The sequence below is a fragment of the Streptomyces sp. NPDC026522 genome, assembly GCF_055567555.1.
In genome coordinates, this window is sequence record NZ_JBVHQF010000022.1 from 1 (window position 1) to 18,856 (window position 18,856).

The following is an 18,856-nucleotide window of genomic DNA, read 5'->3' on the forward strand; positions in this document are numbered from 1 at the left end:
AACGGCTTGTCCGAGGGGAACACTCCCGTTCGGCCCGGCTGCTGACGTCCTCGTACTGCCATGTCCAAGATCTTATCCATAACGGGGCCTGTGTGTTCCACACTTTCCCGCGTGTCTTGTGGTTTTCCCGTGACACGGGAGGCCACTTGTCGACTTCCCGTGTGGCGGGCGGGCCCGAAAACCCCGAGATATCAGGGGTTTACGGCCCGGGGAAGGCGCGCGAGTCGCCGCTGTACGTCCGCGCGAGCACCACTCTTTCCGGGGACACGGGTCCGGAGACTCAACAGCTCGATGCCCAACTGCCGGATCTGGGACGGGTCGCTGACGTGGTGCCAGGCGCCGTGGGCGCGGTCGACGGCCTCGGCCACCTCGGGGTGGTGCTCGGGCTGGTCGGCGGTCAGCCGGACCACGGCGGCCTGCAGCCACAGCTGACAGGCACGGTCCGGGGCTCCTTCCTGCTGCGCAAGGAACGCGCGGACCTCGATCCAGTGGGCGACCTCGACAGACTGCGCACCGTGCGCTCGGAGTGCGGCCTGCTCGTACGAGGCGGCGATGGCGGCGGCTTCGCCGTGGCGGCCGGCGCGGCTCGCGTCCCGGATCGCCAGGTGGGGGTCCTCCTCGACGGCGGCCGCGGTGGTCGACGTCGCCTCGGTCCTCGGTGCGGGCACGTCGACGTCGGGGTGCGGGGCGGCCTGCTCGACCGCCTGTCCTCCCAACCACAGGGTGGCGGCGGCGTCGACGGCGGCCGCGCGGGCGGCCTGGTGGTGCAGCTGCTCGGCGCTGGGCCTCGTCGGCGCGGAGCGGAGGATGTGCGCGAGCGCGTTCGTGTACGAGGGGCCGGGGCGGTGGCGGCGGTCCTGCAGCTGCACGGCGCCGTACAGGGCGAACGGTCCGGCCAGGGACTGCTCCTGGTGGACGAGGGCCTGCCAGACGTCCGTGTCGGTCGCCAGGTCGGCCACCACCGTGGTGGTGCCCGGCGGGCGGCGCTGCAGCTCGGCACCGATCCAGTGCCAGGGGAGCGCGGTGTACCGGATCGTGCGGGCGGTGGTGCGGGCCAGGGCCAGGTGGAGAAGGTTCTGGCGCGGGTCGACGGCCAGGTGCCCGGCGACGTAGACGAGTAGCGGGCCCTCGACGGCGGCCGCGGTGCGGAGGTTCGTCAACACCGTGTTTGGGTCGTCGGGGTTGGCCAGCTGTACGACGCTCGCGTACGAGGTGCCGACCAGACGCGCCGGCGGGACGGCGGCCAGCTGAGGCAACGCCGTGGTGACCGCGAGCGGGTGTCGTACGGGCGGCTCGGCCGCGACGAGTAGTGCGTATCCCGGCTGTTCCCCCGTGCTGATCCCCATGGGCAGCACCGTAACCGGCTCCTCGCCCTGCGTGCTGCCTGCGGCATCGGTCCGGGCTGAGCGGGGTGGTTCCCTCGTTGGGCGGCAGGCGAAGCCCTACCGCGCCGTTCGTCGGCTGTCCAGGATCGGGCTTGCCCGACCGCGAAGCGGCGCCGTAGGCGTCCTGGATGGCCGGCGGGCGGTGTGGTGCCCTCTGGGTGCCGTCCGACGAGGGGGCCGCACCGCGACCCACCACCATCTCCACCACCCACAACCCGCACCCACCGAGCCGTGCCCCCCCCCACCCCCTCCGCAGGGTGGCCGGGGTGTGGGGCAGAGCCCCGCGTCTTCCCTCACCCGCACCTGCTCCCGGTCGCCAATTGGCGACTGCCCCCGGAGCTGAACGGGCGCCTCGGTCGTACAAGCTGCCTGCGGTGCGCCGGTCGGGCCTCTCGATCACGGCGTGGGGCGGTAGCGTCCGGTGCCATGACGAAACCTCGCCCCATTCCGGTGCTGCCTGCCCAGGGCCGCCGGGTCGCCTTCATCGGAAAGGGTGGCGCGGGCAAGTCGACTCTGCTCGCCTACCTGCTGGCTCACTGGAAGTCGTACGGCGTCCCCTGCGTCGCGATCGACACCGACGTGCCAGGCAAGAGCGAGCACGGCACCCTCTACACGCACGCGAACGCGGTCGACCTCGGCGCCCCGGTCTACCCCGCGCCGGCGGTGCACCACATCCGGCAGGAAGCACAGCGCCTGTGTCCGGAGAAGGGCGTGTGCCTGCTCGACACGGCCGCCTGGGAGAAGCACGACGACGGCCCGCACCTGACGGTGATGAGCGCGGTCGACAAGGTGATTCTGTGCCTGCAGCCCACACCCAATGAAGTGGATCGGGCGACGTCCGTACTGGGCTACGTCCAGCAACTGAAGAACACGGGGGCCCCGTACCCGGAGCTGCACGTCATGCTGACGATGGTCGGCCAGGGCGTCGCGGCGGACAAGCTGGAGGAGAAGCTGACGGCCGCCCAGTACCCGGTGCTCGCCTCGCGGTTCAAATTCTCCAGCGCGATGAACGGCCCGGCGCATATCTTCAAGCAACCGATCAAGGTCAAGTCCGGTTCACCGATGGACCGGATGGCACGGGAGGTTCTGGACGTGGTGGCGCGGTGAGCAAGGCATCAGACAAGGCCAGCGACAGCTTCGGGGACGTCCTGACTGCGGGCCTGGCAACCCGTGGCGGCGGCGCTCAGCTGCCCGCACAGACGTCGTCCGACACTGAGGTGGAGCTGAGCCCCCGCGAGCGGCTGCAGGCCCTGGAGGCGCGCATTGAAGCGTCCGTGGGGCAGTACCAACAGAGCCTCCGGCGGCTCCAGGCTCGGCACCGCGTAGAGGTCGGCCAGCTCCTGGACGAGATCAACGAATCCGGACTGTGGGAGCTGGAGGGGCACGAGAAGTTCGGGCACTACGTCAAGGCTCGGTGGGGCTGGGACCGCTCGTACGGGTACCGCCTCATTGACCTGGCCCTAGTCCACCGTGCACTCGCCCCGCTGGGTCCGGCTGTGCTCGACACCGTGGTGGAGTCGCACGCCCGGGAGCTGGCCCCGGTCGTCAAGGTCAACGGCGACGAGGGCGCCCGGCACTTCGTGGAAGTCCTCCGGCTGGAGTCCGGCGGGAAGAAGGTCACCGCCGCGGTGATCGCGGCCCGGCGTGACCAGGAAGGACTGGGCGTCCCCTCCGACCAGTCGCCAATTGGCGACCGCGACGAGGACGAGGACGAGGTGGTGGACGCGGAGCTGGTGGAGGACGACGACGACACGGCGGAGAAGGTCGGCCAGACCATCCGGACCGCTGCCGACACGGCGGAGAAGGCGTTGCGGCAGCTGAACGAGGCGCTGGCGCTCGACGCGGCGCCGTTCCACCGTGCGGAGACTGCCGTGGACCTCTCCCGCATCCGTACGGCCGCCGTACGGATGCAGCGGCGGGCGGACGGGATTCCCGGCCCCTCCGGCTCGTAGAGCGAGCACAGCAGAAGGGCCCCGCCGTGACGGCGGGGCCCTTCGTCGTTGCCGGGTCGGTCAGTTCAGCTCGGCCACCTGCGCGGCCTTCAGCAGGGCCTGCACGTCCAGCTCCTGGCCGGGCTGGATCGCGCGGCGCTGGCGGGCGTCGGCGGCCGCCACGATCGCGGCCACCTTCGCCTGCTCCTGGTGGTACTCCCACTGAGCCGTCGCCACGGCGCCGGCGGTCTCGATCGCCTTCACCCGGGCCTCGTTGAGACCCTTGGTCTCCTCCATGACCAGCTCGTGTTCCTGAGCGCGGGTCTCGCGGCGGTCGGCCCGCCACAGCGGTGCACAGAACGCGTACACCGCGGCGGTGCACCCGGCCCACAGCAGGGTGGCCAGCTGCCAGTCCGGCGTCCACGCGGTCACCCCGGCGAACGCGAGCACGGCGGCCCCGCCGAACGAGACGCGCACGGTCTCGTTGTCGCCGTGCTGCTTCGACGCGGCGACGCACCCCGCGCACCCCGCGAGCGCGGCCAGGCTGCCCGTGATCCACAGCGGGGCGGTGGAGCCGTCCGGGAGGTTCTGCCCCCAGCTCCACGCGAGCGCGGACATGCTCGTGGTCGCCAGGGCCGGGGCCAGGCGCCCGAAGTGGTCCCACAGCCAACGGCCGGCGGAACGCTTCGGCGGCAGCTGCGGGCCGGGGCGGAACGTCGGGGGCACGGGCTGCCGGTGGGCCTGCTCGATCAGGTAGAGCGCCGGATCGAACGGCGCGGGGCTCTGGTCGCTCACAGCGTCATCTCCTGTCCTCGGGTGAACTCCTGCTGGTGCTGCTGGTCGGCGCGGTACCGGTCGTCCCGCTCGCGCCGCTCGCCCTCCTCGCGCTCCCGTGCGGCCAGGTCGCGCTGCCTGCGCTCGGGAAGCGTCGGCCCGTCCTTGCCCCACACGGTCACCTCGCCCGGGTTGGCCGTGCCTTCCGGAGAGGGCGCGATGGCGGCCACCTCCTGGCCCCGGTACATGACCGTTCCGAACGGGGTGATCTGGAAGCCGTGCGCGTCGCCCTTGGACGGGTCGTCCCGGACGATCCGCTGTCCGTCGATCGACACGCCCCGGTGGTCCAGGGAGACCTTGTGGCCGTTCTGCTCGACGGTGAGGCGGGCCTGCCCGTTGCGGGCGTTGTCCCGGTCCCATCGCCAGGGGTTGAACTCCTCGTTCTCCTTGCTCACCGGTCCACCTCCGGCTCGGCGGAGCGGTCGCCAATTGGCGACTGCGGGTCGTACGGGGTCAGATGGGTCTCGTCGCGCACGTACAGCGGGTGTCGGGGGTGGCCCTTGCCGGTGACTCCCAGGGACTCCAGGGAGTGGCCGTGGTCGACCAACAGGGCGGTGACGGCGTGGGCCTGGCGGGCGCGCTCGGAGCGGCTGGCGTCGCCCCACGCGGCCGCGACGCGTACGGCGTCGTCGGTGGCCTCGATCAGCGCGGCCTCGTTGAACGGTCCGATCGGGTCGGGGTGCTGCCGGAGCTGGCCCGGGTCCTTCGAGCGGAGCGCGAACAGGTTCACCACGACCATGCCGCCGTGCCCGGCCGCCTTCGCGAACGCCGTGCAACGGCGAATCGTGGCGTCGTCCTCGGCGTGGTCGGCGGTGGACGGGTTGAGCATCACCCACACCATGGGCGCGGTGTCCTCGTCCCAGATCCGGTCCAGCCGGTACCGGTAGGTGCCGCATGGGCTGAGCACTGCCGACCCGTGCGGGCCGGTCTGCAGCTCCAGCCCGTGGGCCTCGGCCCACTCGGCGGCCGCCGGCCGGGCCGGGCCCGCCGCGGTGGCGGGCTCCGGCTCGACCTCGACGGCGAACATCGGCAGCTGCACGCCGCCCTTCATCTGCAGGCCCTGGCGGCGGGTCACCACGCCACCTCCAGCGGCTCACCGGTGACCGCCTCGACCAGCGCGGACACGATGACCTCGGCCACGGGCGGCGTGACCGCGTTCCCGTACTTCCGCACCTTGTCGCGCTTGCTGCCGGTGACGATGTACGTGTCCGGGAACGCCATGGCGGCGCCGATCTCGTGGGGCTCCAACATCCTGAACCGCACGTCGCCCAGGTCGACGTTCTCCTCGACCTCCGCGAGCGACCAGCGGTCGCGGGTGGTCACGGTGCCCACGGGCTCCTCGACCGTGCGGGCCGTGCCGGTGCTGTAGTACGGGATGAGGAGACGCTGGCCGGTGACGAGGCCGTGGTGGTTCCCGCTCGCGCTGACCGTGCCCACGGGCTCGTCCACGCCGTACGCGGTCTTCCTCGACCCTCCGCCCCGGAGACTGATCTGGAACGGCGGGATGGCCAGTCCGGTCTCGTTGCGGGCGGTCTGGGTCCGCATCGGCTCCTCGGTCGACGTCGCCACCTTCCCGTCCCGGCCTTCGGTCGGGATGAGCAAGGGCGGCACGGCCAGGGCGTCCGTCTCGCGGGTCGTGCGGGTCGGCATGGGTTCCTCGACCGACACGGGCTCGGTCCGCCAGGTCCCGCCGGCGGGCACCGTGAACGGCTTCGCGAACTTCGCGATGCCCCGGGCGATCCGCTCCATGGTGGCGTCGGCCAGGGGCTCGTCCCGGTCCGCGATCCGGCGGCCCTCAATCGACCAGTCGATGACGGCAGAGGCGGGCATCACCTCGGGCTCCACGATCGCGTTGCGGCACTTCGCGTTCGGGCACCGGTACCAATACTGGCCGTTGCGCCCGTACGCGCCCATGTCGACGTTCAGGCGCTTGAACACCTGCATGGCTGACACCGTGGCGTCGCACACCTGGCAGTACGCCCGGGGCCGCAGCCACTTGTTCCAGTCCGGCGTCCGTCCCAAGCTCTTGAGCCAGTAGGCGACGAACAGGCGGTTCCTCGACTGCGGAGCCCTGCGGCTCCCCCGGGCCTTGACGTGCATGGAGTTGACCGCGATCACGCGGACCTCGTACAGGCCCCCGCACCGGACCTCGCGGAGCCAGCGGCCCCACTGGTCCCACTTGCGGCACTCCACGACGTTCTCCACGACTCCGCACAGCACGGGCTTGCCCCGCAGGATCATCGCGTTCAGGTAGCGCGGGACCTCCTCCATGAGCGCGCGGGCCCGCTTGATCTCCGGGTCCGGCTCGCTCTCCCCGAACAGCACGCCCTGGGTGGAGTTGTCGAAGTCCCGGCGCTTGCCCCGCGCGTTGCTCCACGGCGGGCACGACGGGCTCGCCCAGAAGATGTCCGCCCGGGGAAAGGTCTCGATCTTCGCGCGGGCCACGTCGCCCTCGAAGTGGTCGGCCTCGGGGAAGTTGCGGGCGTGATCCTCCACGGCGTCCTTCTTGTGGTTCGCCGCGAAGATGAGCTCCGTGAGCGGCTTGCCCTCCCGGTCCTTGACTGCGGTGGCGCCCTTGCTGGAGCCGCCGACTCCGGCGAACTCGTCGTAGACGGTCAGCACGGGCCCGCCTCCTCACGCAGGACGTGGGCGGCGGTCTCGCTCGACAGCTGCTCGCGCACCTTCTCCACGAGGACGGCCGGCGGGGTCCACAGCTGCTGTGCGCCCGCCCACGGGATCGGTAGCGGGAGGGCGGTCACCTCGTCCAGGACGAAGTGGAAGTTCCCGGTGGTCGACCACGGGGTGCACTCCCCGTCGTCCGGGTGGCAGTCGGTGATCCGGGCGACCGCGAGCACGGCCCCCAGGTCCAGCTGCAGCCCGCGCACCACGGCGGCGACCATGGGGCCGTGGCGGCGGTCCACGGTCTTGCCCGCGTGGATGAGTACGGGGCCGCGGTACGAGGTCGGCCACACCCTGTTCTCCACGCGCTTGTCCGCGTAGGTGATGGCGGCCGCCCACGGCTGGCGGATGGTGAGAGCGCGCATCAGCTCATCACCTCGGCCACGGCCTTGCCCATCCCGAACAGGACGAGGGCGATCACGACGGCGACGGCCAGCACGGTCTTGCTGGCCTTCCAGATCTTCCGGAGCCCCACGGACAGACCGAGCGCGGCCAGCACCACGACGGTGCCGTACGCGGTCAGACCGGACAGGGCCGCCTCGATCGCGTTGCGGCCGAAGTCCACGGAGGTGGCCATGACCAGCACGGAGAAGACGAGGGCGGCCAGGGCGATAAGGCGTTCGCGGGCGACGGTCACGCGGACGCACCCCCCTGCGGGGCGACCACGACGAACGCGGCGGCGGCCAGGTCGTAGTGGACGTGGGCGGTCGGGTACTCGCCGGCGCGGTACTCCCCGGCCAGCCACTCCGCGCGGCTGTCGGCCCGCAGGTCGGCGTCGGAGATCCGTTCCAGCACGGTCGGGTTGGTGCAGTGCGACATGGGTGTGCCTCTCCATCAAGGCGAGAAGGGGAGGGCGGGCCGCCCACGGTGGGGCGGCCCGCCGGGGCCCTATCGGGCGGGGTGCGGCCGCGCCGGCTGCTGCTGCGGCTGGCGTCCGTCGCGCTCGTGCGGCTGCGGACGAACCGGCAGGGGCGGGCGGGCGCTCACTTGCGGCCCTTGATGGCCATGGCCTGGCCGTGACGGCGGAGGTCGGCCTCCGCCTTCCGGCGGGCCTCCTCGGCCTTCTTCACGGCGTCGTCGGTGGCGCTCATGCGCTCACCGCCAGCTGGCAGGTGCAGCGGACGGTGGACGCCTCGCCGTTGCGGCGGATGACGACGGTGTCGAACCCGTCGCAGTCGGCGCACGGGGTGCTGAACGCCGGGCCCTTCTTGCCGACCAGCACGAGGCGCGGGGGGCTCGCGGGGGCCGGGATGGAGATGCCGGTGGTCCAGCTGGCAGACTTCTGCACGGAGATCCCTCTCTCTGCGAATAGGGGTGTCCCAGCTCGGAAGGCGCGTCAACGCCGTTCCGGGCGGAGAGGGTCGGGGCGGGAACCCCGGCCCTCTCGTTCGTTCTGGTTCCACCGTAGGGCCTTTTTTCCTAGGTTGCAAGGAACCTAGGAAAAATAGTTGCTAGGAACCTAGGGACCTGCTTTCATAGATCCATAGCCGCACAGTGGGATCATCCCTCCACCCGCAGTACACGGAGAGGTGGCGACCACATGACCGAAGACCCCAAGCCCAAGCGCAGGGGCCGACCCAAGAAGGAGGAAGTCGTTCGGATGCGACCCCTCAACGTGGAAGTGCCGGAAGACCTTCAGCTGCACCGCCGGGGCACGCTCTGCAAGCTCGACACCGGAATGAGCTTGAAGGAACAGGTGGCGGCCGCGTACGACGAGTGGCTGAGCCGGAAGGGCTACGCCAAGCCCACGGACGAGAGCTGAGAGAAGGAACCCCGGTGGTGAGGACACACCACCAGGGCCCAGGACGCTGAGATTTGGAGACCTACATGCGTCACCACCAGGGTACGGCCGCTGATCCCCCGGGATCGGCCACCGAGCCTGAAGAGAAGAAGGGCATTCCGGAACTCACCCGGGTCCACTTCTGGTTGATCGGCCTCGTTGCCCTCGGCGCGGTCGTCATCGCCTCCATCGGCTTCGCCGGCTCCTACAACGCGGTGCGCAAGCTGGCCACGGAAAAGGACTTCGGCGCCTTCGCGTACTGGTTCCCCATCGGGATCGACGCGGGGATTATCGTGCTCCTCGGCCTCGACCTGCTGCTGACCTGGCTCCGCATCCCGTTCCCGCTCCTGCGTCAGACGGCGTGGCTCCTGACGGCCGCCACGATCGCCTTCAACGGGGCGGCGGCCTGGCCGGACCCGCTCGGCGTGGGGATGCACGCGGTGATCCCGGTCCTGTTCGTCGTCTCCGTGGAAGCCGCGCGGCACGCGGTCGGCCGGATCGCGGACATCACCGCCGACAAGCACATGGAGGGCGTCCGGATCACCCGGTGGCTGCTCTCGCCCGTGCCCACCTTCCGGCTGTGGCGCCGGATGAAGCTCTGGGAGGTCCGGAGCTACGAGAAGGCCGTGAGCCTGGAACAGGCCCGGCTCATCTACCAGTCCCGTCTGCAGGCCCGGTTCGGCCGTGGCTGGCGTCGTAAGGCCCCGGTGGAGGCGCTGATGCCGCTCCGGCTGGCGAAGTACGGCGTGCCCATCTTCGAGACGGCGGCGGCGGGCCTGGCGGCCGCGGGCATCCCGCTGCCTGCGGAGCTGGAACGCCTCGACCACAAGGCGGTCGACGGCGACGTGCGCGAGCAACTGCCCGCCCCCACCCCCGGACGGGAGCTGGAGCGCGGGGAGGTCGACACCGACCAGCACGACGGCCAGGACGAGGCGGACGAGGTGGAGCGGCAGGAGACGGCCGCCGGCCACCCGGAGCCGTACGCCGCACCGGTCCCGCAGCAAGCGGCCCCCGCGCCGTACGAGGCGTTCGGGCCCGACCCGGCGGCCGCGTACAGCGGCGGGTACGAGCCGCAGGGGCAGCTGGCGGCCGCGAACGGCCCGTGGGCGGCTCGCAACGACGGACGGCCCGCGATGGTGCAGGCCCGGATCGACGGGGCCGACTGGCTGCAGAAGTCCCCGGAGCCGGAGCCGTTCGCCCCGGAGCCGGACGAGGTGGTCCAGTCGCCAATTGGCGACTACGCCGAGCCTGTTCCGGCGCCTGAGCCGGAGCCGGTGCCGGAGGTTGTCGACGAGGCCGTGGACGAGGGCCTGGACGAGGACGAGGACGGCGCGGACGAGGGTCCGGAGCCTGAGCCGGACCTGACGGGCGTGGAACTGCTGGAGTACCGCTACCTGCGGCTTCCTGCGGAACAGCGCTACCCGAACCAGTCCGCCAGCTCCCTGGCCAGGTCTCTTTCCCCTGGGACGGGGTTCACGGAGGGCACGGCCCGGAAGTACCTGAAGCCCATCATCGACAAGCACAGCTGAGAAAACCCGGGGCTGAATGTCAGTCCTGGCTCGTACGGTGATCGTGAGGTCACCGGACACTAGGCGCCCCCGGGAGGCGCTGGTACCGCCCAACCCGGGGACTTCGCGACAGAGGAGAGTGCTCGTGTCACGCAAGGAAGAGAATCCCACACCCCCCACCACCGACCTGCCGGGCGGGATGATGCCGCACTGGCTGCACCGCATCATCGACGCTCACAAGCCCTCCGCGCTCGGCAAGTCCCGCCAGGGCACCGCGTACGCGGCGGCCGGACTGCCCGCCGTGGCGCTCGCGGCCGGTGCCGAGAACGGCGGTCTCCCGGAGCCGTCCGTGGGCGGGGCCCTCGAACTCATCAACACCGTGGGCTCGAACTGGCCCCTCGGCGGCTGGCCCGGTTTCGGCCTCACGGTCGTGGCCGGCGGCGGCCTCGGGTACCTCCACCTGAAGCAGAAGTGGGACCTGGGCAAATCCGGTCCCACCACGAACGGGAAGGACGCGGCCCGGGTCGGGTTCGCCAACCCGAAGGAACTCAAGAAGTGGCTGTCCCAGGAAGGGCTCCGGGCACGCGCGGACACCCTCCGCCCGTCCCTGGAAGGGGCGAAGCGGCGTTCCATCAGCCCTCACGAGGTCGGGCTGCACCTCGGCACGGATCTGCTCTACAAGAAGGGGCTGTTCGTCGCCTGCGAGGACATCGTGCTGATGTACGCCCCGCCGCGTACCGGCAAGTCCGCGCAGTACGGCAACGCCATCATCGACGCGGCGGGCGCCTGCGTGGTGACCTCGACCCGCGGTGACCTCTACGACCACACCCACCAGCTGCGGCGCGAGCACAACCGGCCCGTGTGGGTCTTCAACGCGGGCGTGAGCGGGGTGGAGAACACCCTGCGCTGGAACCTGGTGGAGGGCTGCCAGGACCCGGTGGTGGCCCTGCGTCGCGCCGGGTACCTGCTCGCGGCCTCGGCCAGCGGGGAGGCCATGGAGAACGCCTCCTTCTGGGAGGGCCACTCCTTCATGGTGCTGTCCTGCTACCTGATGGCGGCGGGCCTGAAGGGCTACGACCTGACGCGCGTCCGGGCCTGGGTGACCGACTCGACCGAGCGTGAGCCCCTGGAGATCCTGGAGAACTACCCGGAGCTGGTCCCCGCCGGCTGGGCCCGGGGCCTGTCGCAGATGCGGAACGCGCCGGAGAAGACGAGGGACAGCGTGTACCTGACGCTGATCCGCTCGTTCGAGTTCATGTCGCTCCCCCAGGTCATGGACATCGTGTCCCCCCGGCCCGGCCAGCAGAAGTTCGACGTGGCGGACTTCCTCCGCTCGCGCGGCACCCTGTACCTGATGGGCCGTGACCAGCAGTACGGCAGCGTCGCCCCGCTGTTCACCGCCCTGGTGGGCGAGATCTACGAGGCGGCGTACCTGGAGGCGGACAACAGCCCCGGCGGCCGAGTGGACCCGTACGTGCGGTTCGTCCTGGACGAGGCGGCCGTGATCTGCCCGCTTCCCCTGCACAAGTGGTCGGCGGACGCGGGCGGCCGGAACATTCAGCTCCTGGTCAGCGTCCAGTCCCCGTCCCAGCTGAGGGAGCGGTGGGGCCACAACGGAGCGCAGACCATCATGAACAACTCCGTCCGGATCGCCCTCGGTGGCCTGTCCATCCCGCAGGATCTGGAAGAACTGTCCCTCCTCTGCGGGGAGAAGGACGAGGAAGTGGCCTCCTCGTCCGCCACGGACGAGGACAAGAAGTCCCGGAACGTCTCGGTGCGACGGGTCCGGATCATGCCGCAGGACGCCATCCGGCAGATGAAGGAAGGCACGGGCCTGGTGTTCTACCGACACCTGCCGCCGATCCGGTACGCGTTCACCCCGGTGTGGCAGCGGAAGGACGTCAAGGAACTGCTGAAGCAGACAAAGGCACAGGCCAAGCTGGAGGCCAAGCTGAAGAAGAAGGGGGTGCAGGTCGCCGGGCCCGTCCTCCCGCCGCAGATGCCCGCCACGGCTCCGGTGGTCCCGCAGCAGCAGCCCGCCGCGTACCCGGGGACGATCCCCGGGCAGGCGCCGGCCGCTGAGCAGAACGTTTGGGGGCAGACCGGATGATCGACCAGCCCAAGGAGACGAAAGCTGTCTGGGAGCGGACCCGCGAACTGGGTCGGCAGCTGGACGAGGTGAACGGCCGCCTCGAAACGCTGGAGGGGCAGAACCTCGGGGACCGCATCCAGGAACTGTCCCTGGTCGTCAAGAAGCTGGCGGACAAGCCCAAGAGCGATGCCCCGGCGGTCTGGAACTGGAGCACCTTCAACCCGCAGCAGCAGGCGAACGCCTGGGACGTGCTCATGCAGTGGGTGGAAGGCACGTTCCGGGTCCGCTGGCCCCGCTCCTACAAGGAGATGCTGGGGTACACGGAGCGGAACTCCTCGTGCTGGTGGCAGCACCCCGACATGGTGGAAAGCCTCACCAGCCTGATGTGGAGCCACCACTGGGCCTTCCTCGACAAGGAAGCGTCCCCGCTGCGGGTCGCTGAGTGGCTGGGCCGCTGGCTCCCCGACGCCGTGCGCCAGGGCAAGTTCATCCTGGAGGAGTGCAAGAACGACTTCTCCCGCGACGGGGGCAACGGCCACAAGCACGACCCGTTCGAGAACAAGAAGATCAGCGACGACCACAGGCAGCTTGGGCAGTACCTGCACATGCTGCGGACGGGCGAAGTGCCCAGCTGATCCGCCCCGCCCAACGACAGAGGCCCGGACCGATGGTCCGGGCCTCTTCGCGTGCCGTACGTCATCCTGCGGGTGGCACGGGGCGTTCCTCGTCCGGCCAGAAGCTCCACCCCACCGTGTACTGGACCCCGGCGGCATAGTCCCGGTCGACGTCGGGCCAGTCGTTGCCCTCGATCCGGTCCCGGGCGTGGGTGCGTTCCAGCCCCACCTGGCGGTTGGTGTACGGGTACTCGTACCACTCCTGGCTGATCGGGGCGGCCTGCAGCTCGCCCAACAGCCACGCCGCGGTGGCCCACACTCCGTGGGCGGCCGCCTTCGCCTGCCGCACCTCGACCTCGACGTGCACCCGGGCGTCGTCGCCGGCGTGGAACTGGCGGGCGGCGTCGTCCCGGACCGATTCCAGTTCCTGCCGCGTGCGGCGCACCCCTTCCGGCAGACCTGGTGTCCCGGGTGCCTTCGCTGGAACGGGCGTCGGGCCGTACTCGTGGCCAGGCCACTGGGGAGTCGTCCCGGCCGCCGGCTGCGGCCGCTCGGGCGTCCGCAGTACGTCACCGATCGACTGATGGAGGCGCCGGGGGCCGTGCCCGCCGTGCTCGCTGCTGCTGGCCATGGAACGAAGGTAGCCGCGGGGACTGACACGGTGCCAGAGGTTCCGCCCTCACGGCCGCGCCGTACGTCCGGGCTGAGCGGGGTGGTTCCCTCGTTGGGCGGCAGGCGAAGCCCTACCGCGCCGTTCGTCGGCTGTCCAGGATCGGGCTTGCCCGACCGCGAAGCGGCGCCGTAGGCGTCCTGGATGGCCGGCGGGCGGTGTGGTGCCCTCTGGGTGCCGTCCGACGAGGGGGCCGCACCGCGACCCACCACCATCTCCACCACCCACAACCCGCACCCACCGAGCCGTGCCCCCCCACCCCCTCCGCAGGGTGGCCGGGGTGTGGGGCAGAGCCCCGCGTCTTCCCTCACCCGCACCCGACAACGGAGAAGGGGCGGACCGCCTGGTGGCAGTCCGCCCCTCGCCGGGGATGTGCCCCGACTACATCTCGACCTCGCGGCCCCGCCGGAGTTCGGCCGCGGGCGGCTCGGGCGCCTGGACGACCTGGGGTTCGTCGCGGCGGGTCCGCTCGGCCTCCTCCATCTGCTGCGTCTGCTCGCGGTCGGCCAGGATCTCCGTTGCCCGCCCGGCAGTCCGGACGGCTTCCTGCAGCTCCTCGCCCGTGAGCTTCGGCGCGGTCTCGTGGGCCCGCTCGCGCGACTGGCGCAGGGCCTCGGCCTCGTATGCCTGCCGCATCTGCTCGGCTTCCTGCTCCTGCTGCACGCGGGCGCGCTCGGCCTGGCGCTCCTGTTCCAGCTCCGGTTCCACGGCGGCCGGCTGCACGTCCTCCGGCAGTTCCACGGGCTCCGGCTCGGGCGCCCGGAGTTCCAGCTGGCGCTGTGCCTCCTGCGCCTGCTCGCGCGTCGGCTCGGTGTGCTCGTGCCACGCCTGCCGTGCCTCGTGCACCTTTTCCAGCTTCTCGCGGTCCTCGGCAAGCGAAGCGGTCAGGGCCTCGTACCCCTCGACGGCCTCCTGCAGCTCCTGCGCCTGCTCGGGCGTCTCGGCCTCCATCGCCTTGATGTACGTCTGGACCGACTCGCGCTCGGCATCCGACAGGGACTCGCTGACCTCGCGGAGCTGCCCGGCGACGTGCGGCGGCGCCCACTCGGTCTCGCGGTCGTACCGCTCGACCATGCGCCGCAGCGTGGCGTCCGACGCTCCGACCAGCTCCATCCGGTCCTCGGGCTCGCCCAGCGCGCGGTACGCGCGGTCCCAGTCCTGGCGGACGTCGACCGCACCGCGGCCCGGCCGCTGGCCGATCGCGTCGCGCTCGTTCTCGTGCTGGTGCGCCTCACGGTACGCGGCGACCGACCCGGCCCGCTCGACCCAGCGCTCCCGCCAGGTCGGGTCCTCGGGGACCGGTCCCAGCTTCTGCGCCCACTGCGGCAGCTCGCCGGCCTCGGCCTGTTCCAACAGCTGCTGTCCCAGTTCCAGGCGCTTCTGCTCGGCCAGCTCCGCGACGCCCCGGGCGTACTCGCCTTCCGGGCCCTCGATCTCGGCGGCCCGGTTCCGCCAGTCGGCGCGCTCCTCGGCGGCCGCCTGGCGCTCCTCCACGATGCGGGCCCGCTCCTGCGACTCCTGAGCACCGTGCAGCACCTCGGCGCCCAGCGACATGGCCATGGCCTGGTTCATCGCCTCCTGCTGTCGCGCCTGCTCGAACGCGGCCGCCTCGGCTGCCCGCTGGGTCTCCATGGGGTCGATGACCTGCGCCCCGATGACCGCCTGCTGCGCGGCCAGGGCGTCCTCCTGACTGCCGTTCCAGGCCAGGACCGGAGCCTGCGACATGGCCTCGGCCTGCCGCATCGCCTCGGCCTGCGCCTCCTCGCTGATCGCCCGGTCCACGTGGGCGACGGGCGCCACGGACAGCTCGGCCATCAGGTCGTTGACCGTGCGTTCCTGGGTCTCGACGGCCTCGCGCACCCGGGCCTCGTCCGCCTGGACCTGACGCCGGTCGGCGGCCTCCAGCTCCCGCTCCGCCCGCCAGTGCAGCACCTTCGCCAAGTCCTTGGCGTCGTCCAGGCCGCGGCCGTTTCCGGTGATGGTCTCCATCATCTTCATGGCGTCGTGGCCGGCGGCCTCGGCGCTGCGGCCCAGACGGATGAGGGAGCCGTACGCCTCGCTGTCGCGGACCTTCGAGAACTTGTCGCCCAGCTTCTCGAACAGGACCCGTCCGAACTTCTTCTCCGCGTCCTTGGTCGACAGGTCTTCCAGCTCGTACGAGTGCTTCGCCAGGGAGCTGGACCATTCCAGCTCCTCGCGCTGCACCTGCGTCGCGGACTTCTCGACGCTGGAATTCTCCAGCGTCTGCTTGAAGAGGGTCATCGGCTCGGGCCGCTGCTCCTCGGGCACGCCCGGCATGTCCGTGGACATGTACGCGGTGTTCCGCTCGCGGCCGCGAGTCATCGCGACGTAGAACGCCTCCCGCGAACCGGAGCCGTCCCAGTAGGAGTGGGCCGTTCCAACGGTCCGGCCCTGGGTGGAATGGATCGTGCCCGCGTACGCCAGGTCCACGTGCTTCTGGACGTACGAGGACGGCAGGGTCACGGTGTCCCCGTCGTCGTAGGCGGCGGTCACGGAGCCGTCCTCCGCGATGCCCAGCACCTTGACCACATCGCGGTTGGTGGCGAAGCGGTCGCCGGACGTGCTGGTCAGACGGCGGTTGTTGTCCCGGAGCTGGATCATGTCGCCCTTGCCGACCGTGAGGCCGCGCCCGTCCAGCTCGATGCCGTCCGCCTCGACCTCCCCGAGCCGAACGAGGTCGGCGCGGGCGCGGGCGGCCAGCTCGTCGGCCTGGGCCGTGGTCGGCGCGATGAGTACCGCGTCCTTCCCGCCCGTGTGGTCGACCAGCCACGACTGGTACGAGGCTTCCACCATCTCCTCGCGCGTTCCAGCGCGCAGACGGCCGCGGGTCTCGTACTCCGCGAGCACGTCCACCTCGCCCTTGCGGAGCTTCAGGGACGCCTCCTTCTCCCACTCGGAGTTGAAGCGCATCACCTCGTCCAGGCGGTGGACGTTCGGCAGATCCTCGGTCAGCTGGGAGAACACCCCGCCGCTGCCCACGCTGCTGAGCTGGGCGTTATCGCCCACGTACAGCACCTTCGCCCCGGCCAGGTCGGCGTACCGGCGGATCTCGTCCAGCTGGCCCGTCTCGGCCATGGACGCCTCGTCCACCAGGATCAGCTGGCCCGGCCGGAGCTGGCAGGCGTTCCGGTCCTCGTCCGACACCGCGGTGCCTGATTCCAACCGGCGGTTGGTGTCCAGGAACTTCGCGATGTTCGCGGCGTTCTCCACGCCCTCGTCGGACAGCACGCGGGCGGCGCGCTGGCTGACGGTGAGGCCGATCACGGGGCCGACTTCCTGCGTCCAGACGTCGTGGATCGCGCCCGCCAGGCGGCTCTTTCCAGTTCCAGCGGGGGCGGCCACGACCTCCATGCGGCGGCCGCTGGCCAGGATGGAGCGGAACGCCTTCCCCTGTCCCTCGTTCAGCCCGGCGCCGGCCACGGCCTCCTCGATCGCCTCGCGGCCCACGGCGGGGGCTCCCAGCTCGGTGGCCTTGGCGATGATGCGGCCCTCCCGCTCCAGGTGGGCCTCCGTGGCGTACCGGCGGGCGCCGTGGCGGGCGTAGACCGACAGCCCGTCCTCGCGGCACAGCTCCGGGGGGAGCGGGACGAGGTTGCGGGCGGTCAGCCGGACCACGGCCGTGTCGGCTCCGGGCTGCAGCGCGGCGTCGGCCAGCTCGTTGACGAGGGCGGTCACCTGGTGGCGTTCCAGCCCTCCGAGACAGTCCGGAAGTTCCTTGGTGATCTCCACGATCAGGTCGCCTCGACGCCACGTCGACTTCTGGTCCTGGGCGTTCTCGATGGCCTGCTGCACGACCTTCGTCGGGTCGAATTCCAGGCCCGATTCCAGCGTACGTCCGTCGCGTTCCAGTTCGCCGGTCGCGCGTTCCACCTGCGCTGGAATGTCGGCCAGCGACTCGCGGGTGTCGGCCACCATGTCGGCCTCCCAGCGCTCCAGCAGCTGCTCGCGCGGGACGGCTTCCACCTTGTTCTTCCGCTCGGTCAGGTTGACCCACTGCGCCATGCGGGCCAGCTCGTGGGCGCCCGGCGCGCGGCCGGTCCGCTCCTCGTACGCCTTGGCCAGCTCGGCGGTGCCCTTGGTGATGGTCCGCCGGCGAGAGCTGTACTTGTCGCGCTTCTCCTCGGAGATGCCGACGATCTCGCGGGCCATGCCGTCCGGGCGGGTGGCCACGCGAAAGCCCATCTTGCGGTACAGGGCCTCGTCCGACACCTTCTCGAAGATGTGCCCGGCGGCCTTGGTGTGCCGGTAGATCTCCTGTCCGTCGATGGTGAGCCACTTCGACATGACTTCGCCGGTCACGGGGTCGACGGACGAGGATTCCACGCGATTCCAGATCGCGTTGTGGATGTGCAGCTGCGGGTCGGAATCACGGCTGGTGTGCTGCCGGAACGAAGCGATCGTCCACGCGTGCGCGTCGACCTGGCGGCCCATCGGGGCCCCGTCCGGGTCCTTCGCACCGTGGCGTCCGTCGCGGGCGTACCCGGCCTCTTCCTCCAGGAATTCCAGCCCGGCCTGGACGCCCTCCATCAGGCACTCCCAGACCTGATCGGCCTTCTCGGCGGCGGCCGCCGCGCCCTCCAGGTCCCCGGCCTCGCGGAGCCGCGCGGCCTCGATCTGGAACCCGGCGTGCAGCAAGCTGTACGACTTCGGCGCGGAGAACGTGACGTCGTAGTACGAGCGGCTGGAGGGGGCGTTCTGCCGCACCTTCAGCTCCGCCGCGCGGCGCTGCTCGGGCGTCGAATCCGGCCCCAGCTTCTCCACCGCGGCGGCCACCTTCTCCTCCGTCGACTTGGTGTAGTCGTACGGCTTCCGGCCCACCCGCGCCTCGTCGTAGATGGCTGCCACCTGGGCGTTGTACTCGTCCGATCCGGGCTCGGCCGTGATCGCAGAGAGTGACGCCCGGACCTCCGCGTGGAGGCCCGGGTGCGTGAACTTCGAGTACATGTCGCTCATCAGCTCATGGTCGACTTCACCAGTCAGACCAAGATCATTTGCGGCGCTCCCGAGCCAGATCCCGGCCGGCTCTCCGGCCTGCTCGATGGACTTCAGGTAGTAGTGCTCACCGCCGCGACCGACCGCGTTCATGAGGTATCCCGGGTCTGATCCCGGGCTCACAGTAGCGGTCATGTGATCACGGTACGGGCCATCGGATGGTAATGCAAGGGTGTGTTGAAGTTAGTAGGTAGCTCAGGTTTCAAGATCCGGGAAGAGAAGGGGGTGGAGAGGGCAAGTAGGCAGATGGGAGAGGAGATCGACAAGGGCAAGCAAGAGAGGACAGCAAGGGGAGACGAGGGAAGGACACAGGGAGACATCAGCCAGGGATCGGGAGAGCGCGAGAGGGT

17 protein-coding genes are annotated in these 18,856 nt (G+C 70.8%); 6 read left to right on the plus strand and 11 right to left on the minus strand.

Annotated elements, in window-relative coordinates; translation table 11 throughout:
- Positions 1-191 precede the first annotated feature (191 nt).
- Positions 192-1,346, minus strand: a complete 1,155-nt coding sequence (locus tag ACZ4M3_RS35045) for a hypothetical protein (RefSeq protein WP_467739667.1) — start codon at positions 1,344-1,346, stop codon at positions 192-194.
- A gap of 465 nt (positions 1,347-1,811) precedes the next feature.
- Here ACZ4M3_RS35045 and ACZ4M3_RS35050 point away from each other — a divergent pair, with 465 nt between their 5' ends.
- Entirely contained in the window at positions 1,812-2,492 is a 681-nt protein-coding gene (locus ACZ4M3_RS35050; RefSeq protein ID WP_030902822.1) for a DEAD/DEAH box helicase family protein, read from the plus strand.
- Positions 2,489-3,337, plus strand: a complete 849-nt coding sequence (locus ACZ4M3_RS35055; protein WP_030902824.1) for a hypothetical protein — start codon at positions 2,489-2,491, stop codon at positions 3,335-3,337. Before ACZ4M3_RS35050 ends, ACZ4M3_RS35055 begins: the two co-directional genes overlap by 4 nt.
- 60 nt (positions 3,338-3,397) lie before the next feature.
- Here the strand turns inward: ACZ4M3_RS35055 and ACZ4M3_RS35060 are convergent, their stop codons facing one another.
- The 8 genes from ACZ4M3_RS35060 to ACZ4M3_RS35095 all read right to left on the minus strand — a co-directional run bounded on the left by ACZ4M3_RS35060 (position 3,398) and on the right by ACZ4M3_RS35095 (position 8,117).
- Positions 3,398-4,111 (minus strand): hypothetical protein, encoded by a 714-nt coding sequence (locus tag ACZ4M3_RS35060; protein ID WP_051785637.1) that lies wholly within the window; start codon positions 4,109-4,111, stop codon positions 3,398-3,400.
- Positions 4,108-4,545, minus strand: coding sequence for a hypothetical protein (locus tag ACZ4M3_RS35065; protein WP_030902828.1), 438 nt, complete (start codon positions 4,543-4,545; stop codon positions 4,108-4,110). Before ACZ4M3_RS35065 ends, ACZ4M3_RS35060 begins: the two co-directional genes overlap by 4 nt.
- Positions 4,542-5,225, minus strand: coding sequence for a DUF1643 domain-containing protein (locus tag ACZ4M3_RS35070; RefSeq protein WP_467739670.1), 684 nt, complete (start codon positions 5,223-5,225; stop codon positions 4,542-4,544). The genes ACZ4M3_RS35065 and ACZ4M3_RS35070 overlap by 4 nt, the downstream gene beginning before the upstream one ends.
- The gene (locus ACZ4M3_RS35075; RefSeq protein WP_467739672.1) at positions 5,222-6,772 is read right to left on the minus strand and encodes a DNA cytosine methyltransferase; all 1,551 of its coding nucleotides are present in this window, start codon (positions 6,770-6,772) and stop codon (positions 5,222-5,224) included. Before ACZ4M3_RS35075 ends, ACZ4M3_RS35070 begins: the two co-directional genes overlap by 4 nt.
- Complete coding sequence (locus tag ACZ4M3_RS35080) at positions 6,766-7,194, minus strand: ASCH domain-containing protein (protein ID WP_051785638.1); 429 nt, start codon at positions 7,192-7,194, stop codon at positions 6,766-6,768. The genes ACZ4M3_RS35075 and ACZ4M3_RS35080 overlap by 7 nt, the downstream gene beginning before the upstream one ends.
- Positions 7,194-7,466 carry a hypothetical protein gene (locus tag ACZ4M3_RS35085; RefSeq protein WP_467739674.1) on the minus strand — a complete coding sequence of 91 codons (273 nt, stop codon included), beginning with the start codon at positions 7,464-7,466 and terminating at the stop codon, positions 7,194-7,196. Before ACZ4M3_RS35085 ends, ACZ4M3_RS35080 begins: the two co-directional genes overlap by 1 nt.
- Positions 7,463-7,648 carry a hypothetical protein gene (locus ACZ4M3_RS35090; RefSeq protein ID WP_438297948.1) on the minus strand — a complete coding sequence of 62 codons (186 nt, stop codon included), beginning with the start codon at positions 7,646-7,648 and terminating at the stop codon, positions 7,463-7,465. Before ACZ4M3_RS35090 ends, ACZ4M3_RS35085 begins: the two co-directional genes overlap by 4 nt.
- Positions 7,649-7,916: 268 nt before the next feature.
- On the minus strand, positions 7,917-8,117 hold the full coding sequence (locus ACZ4M3_RS35095) for a hypothetical protein (protein ID WP_467739677.1): 201 nt from the start codon (positions 8,115-8,117) through the stop codon (positions 7,917-7,919).
- 312 nt (positions 8,118-8,429) lie between these two features.
- Between ACZ4M3_RS35095 and ACZ4M3_RS35100 the strand changes: the two genes are divergently transcribed.
- The 4 genes from ACZ4M3_RS35100 to ACZ4M3_RS35115 all read left to right on the plus strand — a co-directional run bounded on the left by ACZ4M3_RS35100 (position 8,430) and on the right by ACZ4M3_RS35115 (position 12,844).
- On the plus strand, positions 8,430-8,591 hold the full coding sequence (locus ACZ4M3_RS35100) for a hypothetical protein (RefSeq protein ID WP_467739679.1): 162 nt from the start codon (positions 8,430-8,432) through the stop codon (positions 8,589-8,591).
- A gap of 65 nt (positions 8,592-8,656) precedes the next feature.
- Entirely contained in the window at positions 8,657-10,138 is a 1,482-nt protein-coding gene (locus ACZ4M3_RS35105) for a DUF2637 domain-containing protein (RefSeq protein ID WP_079033338.1), read from the plus strand.
- Positions 10,139-10,262: 124 nt separating this feature from the next.
- Positions 10,263-12,227 carry a type IV secretory system conjugative DNA transfer family protein gene (locus tag ACZ4M3_RS35110; protein WP_467739681.1) on the plus strand — a complete coding sequence of 655 codons (1,965 nt, stop codon included), beginning with the start codon at positions 10,263-10,265 and terminating at the stop codon, positions 12,225-12,227.
- The gene (locus ACZ4M3_RS35115; RefSeq protein ID WP_030902850.1) at positions 12,224-12,844 is read left to right on the plus strand and encodes a hypothetical protein; all 621 of its coding nucleotides are present in this window, start codon (positions 12,224-12,226) and stop codon (positions 12,842-12,844) included. The genes ACZ4M3_RS35110 and ACZ4M3_RS35115 overlap by 4 nt, the downstream gene beginning before the upstream one ends.
- Positions 12,845-12,905: 61 nt before the next feature.
- Here ACZ4M3_RS35115 and ACZ4M3_RS35120 read toward each other — a convergent pair whose 3' ends face one another.
- Both ACZ4M3_RS35120 and mobF read right to left on the minus strand, forming a co-directional pair.
- On the minus strand, positions 12,906-13,454 hold the full coding sequence (locus tag ACZ4M3_RS35120; RefSeq protein ID WP_059303073.1) for a hypothetical protein: 549 nt from the start codon (positions 13,452-13,454) through the stop codon (positions 12,906-12,908).
- A gap of 420 nt (positions 13,455-13,874) precedes the next feature.
- Positions 13,875-18,641 carry a MobF family relaxase gene (gene mobF / locus ACZ4M3_RS35125; protein ID WP_467739684.1) on the minus strand — a complete coding sequence of 1,589 codons (4,767 nt, stop codon included), beginning with the start codon at positions 18,639-18,641 and terminating at the stop codon, positions 13,875-13,877.
- Positions 18,642-18,856: the final 215 nt, after the last annotated feature.